The organism is Nonomuraea sp. SYSU D8015, from assembly GCF_008065375.1.
GTDB lineage: Bacteria > Actinomycetota > Actinomycetes > Streptosporangiales > Streptosporangiaceae > Nonomuraea.
In genome coordinates this window covers 22271-36788 of sequence record NZ_VJYI01000004.1, presented here as the reverse complement: position 1 = coordinate 36788, position 14518 = coordinate 22271, and the positions used below count along the sequence as shown (strand labels likewise).

Annotated in this window: 16 protein-coding genes and 1 pseudogene; 9 read left to right on the top strand and 8 right to left on the bottom strand. The window is 69.9% G+C overall.

Translation table 11 applies throughout. From position 1 onward, the window contains the following. Nucleotides 1-75: 75 nt before the first annotated feature. Together ID574_RS19410 and ID574_RS19405 are read left to right on the top strand one after the other, a co-directional pair. Nucleotides 76-1176: an NAD(P)/FAD-dependent oxidoreductase gene (locus ID574_RS19410; RefSeq protein ID WP_188190355.1), complete on the top strand. Its 1101-nt coding sequence runs from the start codon at nucleotides 76-78 to the stop codon at nucleotides 1174-1176. A gap of 40 nt (nucleotides 1177-1216) precedes the next feature. Beyond that, entirely contained in the window at nucleotides 1217-2146 is a 930-nt protein-coding gene (locus tag ID574_RS19405; RefSeq protein WP_223166867.1) for an LLM class flavin-dependent oxidoreductase, read from the top strand. A 71-nt stretch (nucleotides 2147-2217) separates the two neighbouring features. On the opposite strand, the gene hisD is transcribed toward ID574_RS19405, so the two are convergent. Further along, a complete protein-coding gene (gene hisD / locus ID574_RS19400) occupies nucleotides 2218-3567 on the bottom strand; it encodes a histidinol dehydrogenase (protein ID WP_188190354.1) in 1350 nt (449 codons plus the stop codon). Nucleotides 3568-3620: 53 nt separating this feature from the next. Then, nucleotides 3621-5279 (bottom strand): serine/threonine-protein kinase, encoded by a 1659-nt coding sequence (locus tag ID574_RS19395; protein WP_188190353.1) that lies wholly within the window; start codon nucleotides 5277-5279, stop codon nucleotides 3621-3623. 117 nt (nucleotides 5280-5396) lie between these two features. On the opposite strand from ID574_RS19395, the gene ID574_RS19390 reads away from it, so the two are divergent. The 4 genes and pseudogenes from ID574_RS19390 to ID574_RS19375 all read left to right on the top strand — a co-directional run bounded on the left by ID574_RS19390 (nucleotide 5397) and on the right by ID574_RS19375 (nucleotide 7880). Beyond that, complete coding sequence (locus ID574_RS19390; RefSeq protein WP_188190352.1) at nucleotides 5397-5729, top strand: ArsR/SmtB family transcription factor; 333 nt, start codon at nucleotides 5397-5399, stop codon at nucleotides 5727-5729. A 120-nt stretch (nucleotides 5730-5849) separates the two neighbouring features. Continuing rightward, nucleotides 5850-6725 (top strand): TIGR03620 family F420-dependent LLM class oxidoreductase, encoded by an 876-nt coding sequence (locus ID574_RS19385; protein WP_223166866.1) that lies wholly within the window; start codon nucleotides 5850-5852, stop codon nucleotides 6723-6725. A gap of 72 nt (nucleotides 6726-6797) precedes the next feature. Beyond that, nucleotides 6798-7138: pseudogene (locus ID574_RS19380) on the top strand (IS982 family transposase); the annotation flags it as partial. Further along, a complete protein-coding gene (locus ID574_RS19375) occupies nucleotides 7125-7880 on the top strand; it encodes a tetratricopeptide repeat protein (RefSeq protein WP_223166864.1) in 756 nt (251 codons plus the stop codon). The pseudogene ID574_RS19380 and the gene ID574_RS19375, both read left to right, overlap by 14 nt. Before the next feature lie 42 nt (nucleotides 7881-7922). Here ID574_RS19375 and ID574_RS19370 read toward each other — a convergent pair whose 3' ends face one another. The 4 genes from ID574_RS19370 to ID574_RS19355 form a co-directional block, all read right to left on the bottom strand. Further along, on the bottom strand, nucleotides 7923-8579 hold the full coding sequence (locus ID574_RS19370) for a recombinase family protein (RefSeq protein ID WP_223166863.1): 657 nt from the start codon (nucleotides 8577-8579) through the stop codon (nucleotides 7923-7925). A 150-nt stretch (nucleotides 8580-8729) separates the two neighbouring features. Next, entirely contained in the window at nucleotides 8730-9518 is a 789-nt protein-coding gene (locus tag ID574_RS19365) for a tetratricopeptide repeat protein (RefSeq protein WP_188190349.1), read from the bottom strand. Next, entirely contained in the window at nucleotides 9425-10243 is an 819-nt protein-coding gene (locus ID574_RS19360; RefSeq protein WP_188190348.1) for a hypothetical protein, read from the bottom strand. Before ID574_RS19360 ends, ID574_RS19365 begins: the two co-directional genes overlap by 94 nt. Beyond that, a complete protein-coding gene (locus tag ID574_RS19355; protein WP_188190347.1) occupies nucleotides 10240-10713 on the bottom strand; it encodes a hypothetical protein in 474 nt (157 codons plus the stop codon). The genes ID574_RS19360 and ID574_RS19355 overlap by 4 nt, the downstream gene beginning before the upstream one ends. Before the next feature lie 300 nt (nucleotides 10714-11013). Here ID574_RS19355 and ID574_RS19350 point away from each other — a divergent pair, with 300 nt between their 5' ends. Together ID574_RS19350 and ID574_RS19345 are read left to right on the top strand one after the other, a co-directional pair. Next, nucleotides 11014-11748, top strand: a complete 735-nt coding sequence (locus ID574_RS19350; RefSeq protein ID WP_188190346.1) for a DNA-binding domain-containing protein — start codon at nucleotides 11014-11016, stop codon at nucleotides 11746-11748. Between the two features lie 1050 nt (nucleotides 11749-12798). Continuing rightward, a complete protein-coding gene (locus tag ID574_RS19345) occupies nucleotides 12799-13047 on the top strand; it encodes a hypothetical protein (RefSeq protein ID WP_188190345.1) in 249 nt (82 codons plus the stop codon). A gap of 171 nt (nucleotides 13048-13218) precedes the next feature. Here the strand turns inward: ID574_RS19345 and ID574_RS59805 are convergent, their stop codons facing one another. Further along, on the bottom strand, nucleotides 13219-13485 hold the full coding sequence (locus ID574_RS59805) for a hypothetical protein (protein WP_223166862.1): 267 nt from the start codon (nucleotides 13483-13485) through the stop codon (nucleotides 13219-13221). A gap of 69 nt (nucleotides 13486-13554) precedes the next feature. Between ID574_RS59805 and ID574_RS19335 the strand changes: the two genes are divergently transcribed. Further along, nucleotides 13555-13968 carry a hypothetical protein gene (locus tag ID574_RS19335; protein WP_188190344.1) on the top strand — a complete coding sequence of 138 codons (414 nt, stop codon included), beginning with the start codon at nucleotides 13555-13557 and terminating at the stop codon, nucleotides 13966-13968. A gap of 57 nt (nucleotides 13969-14025) precedes the next feature. Here ID574_RS19335 and ID574_RS19330 read toward each other — a convergent pair whose 3' ends face one another. Further along, the gene (locus tag ID574_RS19330; protein WP_188190343.1) at nucleotides 14026-14511 is read right to left on the bottom strand and encodes a hypothetical protein; all 486 of its coding nucleotides are present in this window, start codon (nucleotides 14509-14511) and stop codon (nucleotides 14026-14028) included. Nucleotides 14512-14518 lie beyond the last annotated feature (7 nt).

Genomic DNA, 14518 nt, shown 5'->3' with positions numbered 1-14518 from the left:
GTTGCAGTTCGCGCCACGAACTAATATGGTTCGTGGCACGAACTGCAACTCTTTTGTCTAGTGGAGTGCGAAATCATGAGCAGCACCGTTGCGATCATCGGCGGAGGTTACGGGGGTTCGGCGCTCGCCAAGGCGCTGGACGCCGATGCCCACGTCATCCTCATCGACCCCCGGGAGGCGTTCATCAACTCGGCGGCGTCGCTGCGGACGCTGACCCAGCCCGACTGGGGGATGAACATGTTCTTCCCCTACCGCGAGTGGCTGACGCGGGGCACGGTGATCCGCGACCGCGCGGTCTCGGTGGATCCCGGCGGTGTCACCCTGGCCTCGGGCGCCCGTGTCGAGGCCGACTATCTGGTCCTGGCCACCGGCTCCAGCTACGCCTACCCCGCCAAACCCAACGCCGACTCCAGCGACGAGGTCCTGGACGACCTCCGCCGCACCCACAAGGAACTGGTCGCCGCCGACCGGGTGCTGATCCTCGGCGCCGGGCCGGTCGGCCTGGAACTGGCCGGCGAGATCAAGGAGGTCTGGCCGCGCAAGCAGGTGACCGTCCTCGACCCGGCCGGGCAACTGCTGCCCGGCTTCCAGGCGGAGATGCGCCAGGACCTGCACCGTCAACTCGACGACCTGGACATCCGGCTGCTGCTGGGCGCCGGTCTCGCCGCGCCGCCGGCAACCGAGCCCGGCCAGGCCGAGACCTTCACCGTCACCACCACGGAAGGTGAGCAGATCACCGCCGACATCTGGTTCCGCGCCCACGGCGTGCGCGTCAACAGCGACTACCTCGCCGACGGCCGGCTCACGACGCGCAATCGGCAGGGGCAGGTTCCCGTCACCGAGAACCTCACCGTTCACGGGTACGACCACGTCTACGCGATCGGCGACATCACCGATGTCGCCGAGGCCAGGATGGCCGGATACGCGATGCAGCATGCCGAGGTGGTGGCGCGGAACATCATGGCCCAGCTGGGCGGCGAGCGGCCCACGGCCGCCTACCGGCCCTTACCCCACCCCATGATCCTGCTCCCGCTCGGACCGCGTGGCGGTGTCGGCCAGTTGCCCGCGCCCGACGGCCCGGCCGTCGTCCCGGTGGAGACGGTCGTCCAGTACAAGGGCGCCGACCTGTTCACCGGCCGTTTCACCGAACAGTTCGGCACCGCGTCCGGGCGCTGAAACGCCGGCGCGGAGTGAATGGCGAAAGAGCACCCCTCGGATGAAAGGCAGAGCAGTGCCCGTACAAGAAGTCGTCTTCGGTTTCGGGGCGCACAGCGGCATCGGTGAGGCTCCGGAGTTGTTGCGCATGGCTCAGCAGGCCGACCGTGACGGACTCGACCACTTCTCGCTGTCGGACCACCCCTACCTCGGCGAGCGCCTGGACGCCTACGCCGCCCTGGGCTTCGTCCTCGGACGCACACAGCGCATCTCCGGCCTCGCCAACGTCACCAACCTGCCGACCAGGCCCGCTCCCATGCTGGCGCGGACGGTGACGTCGTTGTCGGCCCTGTCGGGCGGGCGCGTCGTGCTCGGCATGGGCGCGGGCGGGCTGTGGGACCGGATCTCCGACATGGGGGTGCCGCGACTGTCGCCGGGCGACGCCGTGGACGCGTTCGAGGAGGCGATCGTCCTGGTCAAGTCGCTGTCGGGCGGCGGTCCGCCGGTCACCTACCGGGGCCGCTTCTACCAGGTGGACCAGATCGAGCCGGCTCCCGTGCCCACGCCGCCCGTGTGGACCGGATCGGTCGGCCGGAAATCCCTGGCGGCCACCGGCCGGGTGGCCGACGGCTGGATCCCCGGCCACGCGGCGGACTGGCTCAGCGAACGCTACCGCACGTCGCGGCCGATCATCGACGAGGCGGCGGCGGCCGTGGGCCGCGATCCGCGCGAGATCCGCACGGTCTTCAATTTCCCCGGACGCGTCACCGACCGGCCGCTGGCCGCCACGCGTGACCGAGACGGCCGCTGGATCGGCGGCTCCGTCGGCCAATGGGTCGAGGAGCTGACCGGAGCCGTGCTCGAGCACGGCGCGTCGGGCTTCACGCTCTTCTCGTACGGTCACGGCGCACCGGACCCCGCCCTCCTCGGCCGCTGGGCCAACGAGATCGCCCCGGCCGTACGCGACGCGATCGCGAAAGAGGACGGCTGAGCCGTGTTCCGGTTCGGCCGAACCGCACCGTCCGTTGGCAGGGCAGGCGAATGGTGCCCCACCACGGACGGCTACTCGGAGGCGCGTCGGCGGACGGTCACGGAGGCGGCGTGCGCCGGGAACCCCTCGTGGCCCGCCAGCTCGGTCACCACCGGCGCCAGGCGCCGGAACTCGGCCTCGTCCAGCTGCGCGACCGCCGCCCGCACCAGATAGGTGCCGGCGGTCACCCCGCTGGACACCTGCGCGAACCCGGTGGTGGGCAGGGTCGCGGGGGTGCCGATGGCGAAGTTCGAGGCCGCGAAGGTGGTCCACTGCCCGAGCAGCACAGTGCCCGCGTAGCGGACGAGGGGCAGCCACTCCCCCGGCTCGGCGACGGCCAGTTGCAGGTGCTCCGGCGCGTAGGCGTTGGCCACGTCCATCGCCTCCTCCCGGCCTGCGGCCAGCACCAACCCGCCGTTGGCCGCGATGGATGTCGCCGCGTACGTGCGGCGTGGCTCGGGCAGCTCGGCCAGTTGCCGCGCGACGTGCTCGCGGACGGCCTCCAACACCGTCCGGGCGGGCGAGACCAGAACGGCGGAGGAGTCGGGGCCGTGCTCGGCCTCGTTGATCAGGTCGGCGGCCAGCAGGCGCGGATCGGCGCCGTCGTCGGCGACGATCAGCGCGTCGGTGGGGCCGAAGCCGACCTCCACCACGCAGCCGAGCCGCTGCACCTCCAGTTGTGCGTACGTCACCGCGGGCGACCCCGGGCCGACGATCTTCGGCACCTTGGGCACGGTCTCGGTGCCGCAGGCGAGGGCGGCGATCCCGGCCGGGCCGTTGCTGCGGTACACCTCCGTCAGGCCCAGTTCCGCGGCGGCGACCAGGGTCGCCGGATCGACCTGACCTCCCCCGCCCGGCACCGGCGAGACCATCACCACGATCCGCTCCACTCCGGCGGCGACGGCCGGGGTGGCGATCTGGATCAGCACGGACGGGAAGGAGCCCTTGCCGGAGGGGACGTACAGGCCGACCGCGGGGATCGCCGTGGCCTGCTCGCCGACCACCAGTCCCGGCCGGGGCTCCGCCGTCCAGGAGGCCCGCTCGACGATGAGCTCGTTGAACGCCCGCACCTGTGCGATCAACGTACGGATCGCCTCGACCAGCGGTTCGCTCACCGCGGCGCGGGCCTGCGCGAACTCTTCCCCACTCACGCGGAGCCGCTCGGCGGGCAGGCTCATCCGATCGAACCGGGCGAGCGCGTCGACCAGCGCGGCATCCCCACGTTTGCGTACGTCCTCCACGATTTCCGCGATCGAGGACTGGAGTGTGCCGTCCATCCCGTTGTGGCCGCCGCCACGGGTCAGGATCCGATGGCGCTCCTCGGCCGGCGCCGTGCTCCAGTCGATCAGCCGTAGGTCCGCCATGTTCAAGGTCACGGTCATCCGTCCTCTCGCCGACTCGCTCCAAGCCGAAGCCATCCCCTGCTTTCTCTGCCTCAATTCCTTCTGTCCACCCTGAAAGTGGAGGCGAAGACGTTGACGTGCGTGTTCGCGGCTTCGGACCAATCCCCCAAAGGGGCGAAGAAGTACAGCAATGCGGCGGCTCCGTTGTCGAGCACGACGGATCGGATGTACATGCGGACCTTCACGCCGGAGTACTCCTTGAGGGCGAGCGTGAAGTCGACCTCGGCGGCCTTGCCGCCCGGATAGTCGACCGGCGCCGGGACGGGCTTCTCCTCCGGGTCCAGGACGAAGGTGTCCTTCAGGCCGCCGACGAACTGGGTGAGCAGTTCCTCCGGCGTCCTGGTCTCCTCGCGTTCGGCGTGGATGGAGACGCCCAGGGTCCACCCGACTGAGAAGGGGCCGCCGCCTGGACGTGTCCAGGTGATGTGCTTGTCGCCGGATGCATCCTTGTTCCAGCCGGTGGGCACGGCGAGGGAGAATCCCAGCGGGTCCCGGTGCGGTGTGAAGCCCTTCGGCAGTGAGCCAGGGGTCCCGGTGGGCGTGGACCGAGCGCTGGAGCCGCCCGTGGGTTCGGGCGTCGGGCTCAGGGGGCCGTTCTGGGTGGTCCACAGCACGGCGGCGGCCACCGCCACGGCCGCCAGTGCTGTACCGCCCGCCGCGGCGACCTGCCTCCGCCTGCGCCTGACCGCGGAACCCGGGGGTGTGTCAGTCGAGGCGTCCGCGACCGGACCGGGGACGGCGGACGCGTCGGTGACGGCCGGGAACGGACCGGGGGCGGCGGACGTGTGGGGGGCGGCCGGGAAAGGAGCGGGGACGGCGGACGCGTGGGGGGCGGCCGGGAACGGGCCGGGGACGGGGGCTCGGGCGGCGTCGGCGCTCGCCGCGGAGAGCATGGCGATGGCCTGGTCGGGCGTGGGCCGCTCCGCGGGGTTCTTGCGCAGCAGGCCCTCGACCAGGGGGCGTAACCAGTCCAGGTGCTCGGCGGGCGCGGGCGGCTGGTTCACGATCGCGGCGATCAGTGCCGCCGTGGTGTCCCGTTCGAACGGCCGGCGGCCCTCCACCGCCTGGTACAGCGTCACGCCCACGGCCCAGAGGTCGGAGGCCGGGGTGGCGGGCCTGCCGTCGATCTGCTCCGGCGCCAGGTAGGCGGGCGTGCCGACCAGCCGGCCGCCGCCCGTCGCCGAGGTGGTCTCCTGGGCGGCCGCCGCGATGCCGAAGTCGGTCAGCAGGGCCTGGTCGCCCTTGAGCAGGATGTTGGCGGGCTTCACGTCCCGGTGCACGATGCCCGTCCGCCAGGCCGCGGCCAGCGCCGTCACCACCTGCAGGCCTATCTGGGCAGCCCGGGCCTCGGGCAGCCGCCGCTCGGTCTTGAGCAGGTGCGCCAGGGACGCTCCCTCGACCAGCTCCATAACGATCCACGGCCGGCCGTCCTGCTCGACCACGTCGTAAACGGTGACCACGCCCGGGTGACCCCGGAGGCTGGCCGCCGTGCGGGCCTCGCGCAGCGTCCGCCGCAGCCGGTCCTCCAGCTCCTGGTCGGACAGCCCCTGCGGCAGCACCACTTCCTTGATCGCCACGGTCTGACGGAGCAGGTCGTCGCGGGCCCGCCACACCCGTCCCATGCCGCCCTCGCCGAGCGGCGCGTCCAGGTGGTATCGGCCCGCCAGCACACGAAGTCGATCCTCCGGCATGAGCCGAACCTATCGGGTGCACGAGACCCGCCACCCGGACCGGCTCTGATCGGCGGGGCATCCCCCTCACATCGAGATTCCCCGAAACGTCGGTATTGGCGCTATATGCTGGACTCCATGGCGGATGCTGCGGTTTCATCGGATCTGGATGTGATCAGCGCGTTGCGGGCACTGTCGAACCCGATGCGCTTGCAGCTGCTGTCGTGGTTGCGGGAGCCCCGGCGTCACTTCCCGCTAGAGGGAGCGATCGCCGATCCGGACGACGTGGGGGTGTGCGTGAGCCACATCCAGGCCAAGGTGGGGCTGGCCCAGTCGACGGTGTCGGCGTACATGGCCGAGCTGCACAGGGCAGGCCTGGTGCAGGCGACGCGAGTGGGCAAGTGGACGCACTACAAGCGAGATGAGCAGCGCATCGCCCAGCTCGTCGACGTGCTCAAGGAGACGCTCTAGCCTTCGCCGGCACACCGGACACATCCGGCATGTGCGGCCACCAGGCGGGTTGCCCCTCATATCGACAATCTGCGATAGTTCGATATGTTTTGGCAGCGACACCCATGAGGAGATGTTTCGATGGGCAGCATCAATGGGATGGAGCTCGGCACGTTCGGGGTCTGGACCTTTGACTTCGAGCACCAGCCGGCCGCGCTGATGCGCGAGTCGATCCAGGAGCTCGAAGAGCAGGGATGGCGGGCTTTCTGGATCCCGGAGCTCCTCGGGCGCGAGGCGCTCACGCACGCCGGCTATCTGCTCTCCTGCACCGAGCGCATGCACGTCATCAACGGGATCGCCCAGATCTGGTCGCGCGAGGCCCGATGGACGTACGGCGCCGGCCTGCTCCTGGCCGACGCCTACCCCGACAGGCATGTGCTCGGTCTGGGATTCGGCGACGCGCGGCCGGGGACCAAGCCCCTGACCGCGATGATCGAGTATCTCGACGAGATGGACGCGGTCCAGACGCCCAACCCCGCGCCGAAGGCTCCGATGCACCGCATCCTGGCCGCGTACGGGCCCAAGATGATCGCGCTGGCCCGCGACCGCGCCGCGGGCGCCCACGTCTACCACGTCAACGTGGCGCACACCGCGCAGACGCGGGAGATCCTCGGGCCGGACTCATTCCTGGGTGTCGAACACGCGGTGCTGTTCGAGCCCGACCCCGGCAAGGCACGCGAGATCGCGCGCCGGCACCTGCACCCCTACCTGAACACGACGTACAACATCGCGAAGTTCCGGCGACTGGGCTACTCCGAGGAGGACATCACCGGCGGAGGCAGCGACCGCTTCGTCGACGACCTCGTGTTCTGGGGCGATCTGGACACCATCGTCGAAAAGCTCCACGCCCACGTCGAGGCCGGCGCCGACCATGTCGGCGTGCAGGTCATCGGGATCGAGCCCGGCGAGTCCGCGATGCCGTACTGGCGCATGCTCGGCGAGGCACTCCTACGCTAGATGATTGATTCCAAGGGGTGTAGATCGGCTGTTTGGCTGCGGACATGAAGCGAGGGTGTCCAAGATCCGTTTGTGACGACAGAACTGAACACCCTCGCCACCGCACTCTCCGTGAAGATCGACGATCAGCTGATCGCTTTTCCCGACCTGGCACCCGAACGCCCGCGGGTGGGCATCCACCCCACCCTCAGTGACGCCGAGCTGGTCACGCTGGCAGTCCTGTCGGCGCTGCTCGGCTTCACTCCGAGCGGCGCTCGCTGCGCTACGCCCGCGCCCACCCGAGCGGCATGTTCCCCTACCTGCCCGGGCAGTCCGGCTACAACAAACGCCTACGCGCCGCCACCGGCCTGGTCCTGCACCTGATCCGCATCCTCGGCCGGGACACCAGCCTATGGAGCGATGACGTGTGGGTGCACCCTGCTGGACAGCCTGGACGTCTCCGCGCCGGATCTGCAGGAGGCGCTGGGCAGCTTGGCCGCCTACAACATGATCACCCTGGATGGGCCGGGCATCATCGTGCACCGGCTGGTCCAAGCCGTCGCCCGCGCCCCTGATCCCAGCGACCCGCACCGCCAGCCTGCCGACATCGACATCGCCCGCGACCAGGCCACTACCCTGCTGGGTGCCGCCCTGCCAGGCCAGTTCCAGTCCCTGGACGACTGGCCGGCCTGGCGTGCGCTGCTGCCGCACATCACCGTCCTGGCAGACCACGCGCCCCCCGCTACCGACACGCTGGCCACCGCTCACCTGCTCAACCAGACTGGCCTCTTCCTCAACAACCAGGGCACCGTCACCCGTGCCATTGGCTGCTTCCAGCGTGCGTACACCGCATGTCATTGGTTGCTGGGCGGCGACCATGTGCAAACTTTCGTCGCGCGCGGCAACCTGGCCGGCGCCTACTGGGCGGCGGGGGATCTGGACCAAGCCATCCCGCTGTACGAGGTCGCGCTGGCTGACTACGAGCGGGTGCTGGGCGCTGACCACCCTGACACCTTGACCTTGTGCAACAACCTGGCCAGCGCCTACCAGGCGGCGGGGGACCTGGGTCGGGCCATCCCGCTGTATGAGGCCACGCTGGCCGACTGCGAGCGGGTGTTGGGCGCCGACCACCCCACAACGCGAGCCGTACGGGCCAACCTGGTCGCGCTGGGATAGCGCACTGCTGAAGAGGTGCTCATCCCTGCGAATCGGCGAGCCTCACCCGGAGAGTTCCTGGGCGGCACCGCTCTGGCGCAGCTGTCGTAGGTCGGGGATGTGGTTGTACAGCGTCCCCGCCGAGACGCCCAGCAGCTTGGCGATCGAGGTGATCGAGTTCTCTGGGTTGGGCAGCATGTCCCGGGCGGCGCGCAACAGTTCCGGGGTGATGACGGTGGGGCGGCCGCCGGTGCGGCCGCGGGCCTTGGCGGCGGCCAGGCCGTCGCGGGTGCCGGCGACGACGAGTTCGCGGATGAATTCGGCCAGGGCGGCGAAGACGTGGAAGATGAGCCGACCGCCGGGGGTGGTGGTGTCGAGATTCTCGTGCAGCGAGGTGAAGCCGATCTCTCTCTTGCGGAGGTCGCCCACCATGGTGATGAGGTCGGCCAGCGAGCGGCCGTAGCGGTCGAGCGACGGAACGACCAGGGTGTCACCTTCGGTCAGGAACGCGTGGCAGGCCGCCAGTTCGGGCCGCTCGGCGGTCTTGCCGGACTTCTTGTCAGCGAACACGCGTCGGCAGCCGGCCGCCTTGAGTGCGTCGAGTTGGCGTTCGAGGTTCTGGCCGGCGGTGGAGACGCGTGCGTAGCCGATGCGGATCTCGCTGCGGCAGGCGGGGAAGGCGGCCAACGGGTCGGCGGGCAGTTGCAGGGCGTCAGTCACGCCCGTCATCTCTCAACAAACGGTGTTCCGAGGTTGTTGAACTGCCGAGGTTGTTGAAGGAGTTTTGGAAGGCATTTCGGGGCTCTGGAGGTGCCTGTTTCAACGTCTTCAGAAAACGATCGTTAAATGAAGCCGACCTTCGCTTCCACTTCACGATGAGGGGTACTTCCCCTGCCTCGGGAATACTCGCCTCCGCCCTCCAACGCCACGGTGAGTGGCCGCGGCAGCCGCCTCAAGATTTCTCCGTACGGTACGAGTGGTGGGATGGTCGGCACCGAGCACCCCCTCGCAGTCGGCCAGCGTCGCCTCCAGCAGCGGGATGGCCCGGCCCGGGTCCCCCGCCGATTCGTAGGCGCCGGCGAGGTTGTTGCGGGAGATCAGCGTGTAAGGGTGGCTGGCGCCCAGCACCCGCTCGCAGTCGGCCAGCGTCGCCTCGAACAAGGGGATAGCGCGGGTGAGGTCGGCCAGGTCGTACAGGTACCGGCCGCACCAGCTGCGCAGAGTCAGTAGCTCGGTGGGCAGGTCGCCACCGGCGAGGGCCCAGTGATAGACGGTGTTGGTCTGGTCGATCAGCGTCTCGACCTGGGCGCGGGCCGCCCAGCTGCCGGCACCGTAGGGCAGGGTGGCGTTGAAGGCTTGGAGCAGGCCGATGGCCTGGGCGAGGGTGGCAGACAGGTGGCCGTGGTGGGCGGCGCGTTCGCGCAGCACGCGTTGCACCAGGCGGTGCATCAAGACGGTGGCGCCGTCCTCGCTGAAGGAGATCAAGCAGATATCGGCCAGGGCGGCGAGCGTTTCCCGCAGGTGCACCGGGTGGCTACCGGCCTTGCTCCCGGCCGACAGCACCGTCAGGGGGATGCCCGCCGGCGACAGCACCGAGAGCATCGCCAGCAGGTGGGGGGCCGAGGGCAGGGCCGCCTCCGCCTGGGTGATCGACAGCATGATGGCCTGGGTGGTGCCGGCCGGGTAGGCGTCGCCGTCGTGGGCGGGCAGGTAGTCGCTGATGGGGAAGGTGTGCAGCAGGTCCAGGTAGCCGGGGTAGTCCAGATGCAGCGGGCGATCACGGCGGCGGCCTGGGCCAGCGCCAGCGGAAGGTGTCCCAGCTCCGTGGCGAGTTCGGCGGCGCCGCCGGGGTCGTCCAGGCCGGTACGCCGGTGCAGGAAAGCCTGCGCCTGGTCGGGGGTGAACACGCCGACCTCGAGTGGCTGGTAGGAGCGCAGGAAGGCGCGGTTGCGGGTGGTGATGAGCGCGCGGGTGGCGCCGGTGGCCGGGCACCAGCGGCGCACCACGGCGACGTCGGTGGCGTTGTCGAAGACCAGCAGCGCGGGCCGGGTGGTGGCGGCCAGCATGGTCTTGCCTACCCCGGGCGTGCCTGCCAGCGCGCAGATCACCACCGCTCCGCCGCCAGCGCTTTCCTGCCCGTCCTGCTCTGGCTCGCTCAGCAGGTCGGCCAGCCGCTGGCGCAGCTGCGGGCGCAACTGGAAGCCGGGCGGGCATTGCGGGATGTCGCCCTCGACGATCTGGCCCGGCTCCGGCCGGGGCGGGTAGTGGTGGTTGATGATCTGGTCACCGGCCGCCTGATACACGTGTCCCTGCCCTGAGGCGGTGGCGTCCATCTGGACGGGCGGCTGCCGCTGTGGGGAATCAGCCGCTGGAGGCGTGGTCATCGCTCATTGATGGTCTGGTCGCCGCCGGCTTGATACACCCGGCCTTCCCCCGAAGCCTCCGCCCGCATCTGCACATTCCGCGCGCCTTCACCGGTGGAGAGGATGCCGGAATTGTCGCCGCCGATGGCGACCGACCGCTCCCCAGAGGCCGACGCCCGCGGCGGCGCACCCGGCGTGCCAGGCGCGGTGCCGGCAGCCGACCGGCGCTCGGCGCGAACCTGCGCCCGCAACGCCCCTACGGCGACTACCAGCCCGGCCACGCCGACCAGCATGCCGGTGAACATGCCGACCACGCTGGCCCGCTGGTCCAGCACCTGCAGCACGTCCTCCGGTAGGTGCAGCGGATCGGCGAAGAACCAGATAAGCCCCGCCCCTAATGAGGCTGTCAGCACCACGACCGCGGCGATCACCACACCCCGCCACAGCCGCGAACCCGGCATACGTCCCGCCCCCGGCGTCGTCTTCGACATGCCTCCAGAGTGTGCTCCCGAACCGGCACGAGCGGGACCCATAGTGACGAACGCGTTACCTGCGATCGCGCCTGCTCGAATCGGTCGTTTGCGGGACGGGCGGCGGCGGCCGCGCCGTGATCGCGTTTCTGCAGGAACGATCGTCCCGAAACTCGTTGTCACTTTTCGAAGTCGTGTGCACGGCTGTCCTGCGGGTTTCGGGATCTGTGCAGAGGACTGCGAACATCCGGTGCGTCCATAGTCCTGTGCGCTACCGTGCGTTTTGTTCCGTACTCGTGTGCGCGACGGTGAGGTCCCGGCATGGACAGCGGGCGGGCGCAGATCGTCGAGCGGGGCGTGCTGACCGCCCCGGATGAGACGTGGGGCGTAGCGGTACGCCGGGCCGAGGTGATCGGCCGGCTGGCCGCCGGGCCGCAGGCGGGATTGGCGGCCGCGGATGCGGCGGCGGCCGAGCTGGGCCTTTCGCGGCGGCAGGTGTACGTGCTGCTGGGGCGTTGGCGTGCGGGTGAGGGCGTCGTTTCAGATCTGCTTCCCCGGCGCTCCAGCGGCAGCCGGAGACTCGGCCGGGTGCCGGCGGAGGTCGAGGCGGTGATGGCCGAGGTGATCCGTTCGCGGTATCTGGACCGGCAGCGGCGCTCGGTGGCGGTGGTCTACCGGGAGGTCGTCCGCCGGTGCCGGGCTGGCGGGCTGCCGGTGCCGGCCCGCAGCACGTTGGAGCGGCGGATCGAGGCGCTGGATCCGGCGGCGGCCGCCGCGGCCGAGCCGCTTGTGCTCGTGCACCACGAGGGTGACCGCGACGCCCGCCGAGCGGAGCTCGCGGGCCAGGGTGACGGCCTTGTCGAGTTCGGGGGGGTGGTGGCGCGGGTGGAGATCTTCTCGGAGAAGACGCGGGTGACGCCGCCGGCCTGGAGCGCGTCGAGCTGGGTGTCCAGGGACTGGCGGACGGTGGAGGCGCGGGCGTACCCGATCCGCACGTGTCCGGCCGGTTCGGCGCAGGAGGTCATCGGGCAGTCGTGGGCCTCCACGCGGAGGTAGTCGTCGTCGCGCACGCCAGAAGTGTTTCATAGGGGCGTTTCACCAGGCCATCTGTTTGCACCGACCTATGAAACAGCGTTCGCCCTGGACGCATTCGGCCGCGACGCGTGTTTCATAGGTGCTCCTTATGAAACAGCGTCAGCGTTTGAATGTCAGCTGCAATGAGCGTCTGCGTCGTGCCGCTGGTCGAGAGTGGCGGCGTGGCTGGAGCCGGAGTGTCACTCCTGGTCGAGCGTCTTCAGACCGACCGCCGAGCGTGTGGACGATCGGCCTGGTAGGGCGGTCAACGAGCCGGGTCAGCTCGCCGGTGGTGCCGGCCAGCTGACCGTGTGTGACGAAATTGCCCGAGACCGCCATGATCTGGGCGTACTCCTCGGGTAGGCCCGCACCGATCAGCATGGCGGCGATCGTTATCTTGGGTTCTTGACCTCTTACCGCAGGTCAGAACGCGATGATCTTGTTAGGCACGTAAGGCACGTTGGCCGGGGTTGAAAGCATGTTGAGTCGAAGCAGGCCCGGTTGGGGTGCGGCACAGGCAGGGCGGAAACGGGCCGCCCTCTTGATCGCCGGTCGTTAACAACAGGCCGTGTAGACGGACAGCAGGCCGGCGCCCGGTGCGGTGATCAGCGCGATGCGCCCGTCGACGTCGAGCGATAATCCTGGTGGGTCTCAGGAGCGAGGCGACGCCGCGGTGGGCTTGGCCAGGCCGATCCGATCAACGAGCGCGCCGAACAGGGCGAGCGACTGATCGACGTGGGCGCCGCTGGCCGCGCCGGCGCGGGATGTCAGACAACGGTGCGTCTCCTTGTCGAAAGGGCCGCGGGCGCGTCCTGCCAGACGAGCGTCGCGGCCCGGAGGGCACAACTCCGGGGAGGGCGAACCGCACCGGACGGCCCGCCCGCCAGGGTCAGAAGCCCGGCTGGCCAACAGCCCCCGCAGCAGGGAGAGAACCCGCGGTGAATCATCCGGTAGATACGCGGCCGCCCTCGGACAACCGCTCGCCCAGATGAAGGTCGCCACCCGTGTCCGTGATCACAGCTCAGCAGCTCCGTGCGGCTCGCCGGCGGGCCAGCCGCCGCCGCATCCTCCGCCGGCGCCTCCTTCGCCGGGGGCCCGTCCGCGTCCGCGGCCTGGACGCCGCCGGCGGGCTACGTGCACGAGAACTCCCACTTCGGCGCCAGCGCCTGGTGCAACCAGATCGGGCAGGAGGGGGTCGTCGCGGGCAAATGGACCGCGTACGTGTGCCACGAGACGCTGCACGGGCTCGAGTTCCCGGGATCTTCAGTGACCTGTACGTGAAGAGATGAGCGGTGCGCCGGTCCGGCCTGCGGTGTCTGCGCCCTACGAGAGATCGAAGGGGGCCGGGGCATGGTCTTCCCCAGATCCGGCGGGAGGCCTGTTCGGGTAGGGCAGAGTCTGCGGCTCGGCGTCCAGGACGCGGGTGAGCCGCTGATCGGGCCGGTGGGCGGCCTATCCCGCATCGCCGGTGGTGACGAAGCGGATCCATGCCTGTTTGAGCTCGTGGGTAAGCGTGACGGCCTCGGGAGTGGGCTCGTCACCGATGAGCCGCGCGGCAACGGGGCTGTCCAGCGTGCCGAACGCCAGCGGGACGTCGAGGCTGTGGCAGGCGCCCAGGGCGCCGCCGAGGTGGGGTCGGGGGATCGGCGATCCACCGATACCGCGCGCGACGTCCAGAAGCTTGGCGGATCCACACGCCGCGGCGAGGCGCGCGAACATACCGAGGACATACCACGTGTCACTACCGTCGTCTCTCGTCCAGACACCCTGATTCGGGAGAAGACGGTAGTGAGATATCTGCGCAAGACAGCCTTCATCGCGGGTGCCGGGCTGGCCCTGTCGCTGCTCGGCTCGGTTCCCGCCTCGGCCGACAACTGGGACTCCTCGGCACCGACGGACGCCATCAACGTGACGACGCGGCTGCAGGCCAACACCGACCTCGGAACGCTGCAACTGCGTAAGGGCAAGCTGGGCTCCAACTGGTACATCTGGGCCCGGATCAGCAAGCCCACTAGCACCGCCAACAAGAGCTACAAGCTCTTCTTCATCGTGGGCAGCAGCCCCGTGAGCGTCGACATCAACGGCACGAGCTACACCAAGGGCTACAAGCTGATCTCCGGCAAGACCTACAAGGGCTGCCTGAAGAAGGACACCGGCATGCCGGGCGGCAGCTACTACAAGTGCATCAGCTTCACACAATGATCTAGGAGGGGCGTGTGACCGGGCGCGTGCGGGCACCGGATGCGCCACAGGCACACGTCAGTGTCGTCCCAGTCGCCGCGCATTGCAGCCTGTCCTGCCGCCTGTCGTGCCGTATCGCCGGTCACGGCAGGCGCCGCGGTGGGCAGGGTTTCGTCGGGCAAGGCCCTCGCCGAGCTCACCGCGACGCAACGCGGGGTCGTGCAGGACCTGGTGGGCAGACTCCACGCCGAACACGGCCGCCGTCAGTGCATCCAGGACCTCGCCGAGGGCCAGGCTCCAGGCATGGCCGGCACCGGCCGCGGTGGCGATGACCAATCGAGCTGTCTCCGCCCGCTCGGCCGCGTCGCCGGTGGTGAGCGCGGCGGCCAGTCGCTCGGCCGGGGCGCGCAGGACAGCGGCTCGCTCGGGGAACAGTACGCCGGCGCCGACAACGCTGCCGGGGTCGAGAGCACACAGGAGCGCTGCCACGGCCTGCCCGGCGGCGCCGAGGTCGGCGGCCACCGCCCGCTCAGGCCGGTAGTACCGAGGCAGTGCACCTGACATGGCTGAC